The 1,050-nt window shown below is 61.0% G+C and carries 1 protein-coding gene; it reads left to right on the top strand.

All coding sequences use genetic code 11. The features are described 5' to 3' along the window. The first annotated feature begins 332 nt into the window (after nucleotides 1-332). Nucleotides 333-548: a hypothetical protein gene (locus tag IVB32_RS09395; protein WP_247410235.1), complete on the top strand. Its 216-nt coding sequence runs from the start codon at nucleotides 333-335 to the stop codon at nucleotides 546-548. Nucleotides 549-1,050: the final 502 nt, after the last annotated feature.

The raw sequence follows: 1,050 nt of genomic DNA, 5'->3' as shown, positions 1-1,050 counted from the left end.
GAGCCGATCTCGTGATGGCTCGCGGAGTAGAACAGTCCCGACAGTACCAGCAACGCGGCGGCGACGAAATACATCGACGATCTCTCCGAGTTATCCCCGTTGCGTTGGTCGCAAGGGACGTGTTCCAGCATGGCGCGAACCCATTGCATCCTGCCGAATCCGCCTTGCTGCATTTGAACTAAAGTCGACCTGTCCCGCGACATGCTGTCCAGCCGGCCGCGGTGTTTTGCAATCGGGACGTGTGATCGGAACCGAAACTCTGCGCGGGAACTCCTGGACGTGCTCATCATTAAACGAACGCGAACGGTTGGACCAAATGCAGGGAGTGGCCCATGGGCGCCGAGCGGATGCACCCTCCGCGGTACTGGCGGATGCGGGCGGAAGAATTTCGCACCAAGGCGGACAATTGCGAGTATCCCGAGACGCGGGACGTGCTGCGCAAGGTGGCGGAAAATTACGACGAACTGGCCCGCCGCGCCGCGCGCATCTGCACCGTCGAGAGCCTGGACGGACGCGGGGGGGAGCCCGCCAACACCAAGCCGGCTTGATCGTTCAGGACAAACCCGCTTGATGGTTCAGGACAAAGCCGACGACCACCGCGCGCGATCATGGGGCGTCTAGGTCCTCGCTTTTATCAGAAGCGCTGCCCGCGTGATTGGAACGAATGTCCACTTTGGTACTTAGGAACTCAGTCCTCCAACGAGGGATGAGATGAGCAGTGAACAGCAAGCAGGCCCGGCAACGCGGCCGGATCAGCATTACAGGCCCGGGCCGGCGTGCCCCAAATGCGAGAGGGGCACCCGCTGCCTGACCTCGATCTTCGACGTAAGGCGCGATTGCTCGATCCTGATCTATCGGTGCGATTCGTGCCGCGAGGACGTCTGGATTTGAGCGAGCGCCGTCGTCGGCCCTTCTGCGGGACGCCCATCGCAGATCATAGCAGCGTCGCATAGGAACTTCGCCTGTTTCGCCCGCTTGTCGCCTGCATCGACCACGCAGGCGAAACAACTTCTAACCATGCAATCACGCTACCCGTTGTTGAAGAAGTGG

Source organism: Bradyrhizobium sp. 23 (assembly GCF_023073295.1).
Taxonomy (GTDB): Bacteria; Pseudomonadota; Alphaproteobacteria; order Rhizobiales; family Xanthobacteraceae; genus Bradyrhizobium; species Bradyrhizobium canariense_D.
This window is presented reverse-complemented; position numbering and strand designations above follow the sequence as displayed.

Bases quoted from the DNA above. Each gene is read 5' to 3' on its own strand.
- IVB32_RS09395 (WP_247410235.1), top strand. From the start codon at position 333: ATGGGCGCCGAGCGGATGCACCCTCCGCGGTACTGGCGGATGCGGGCG.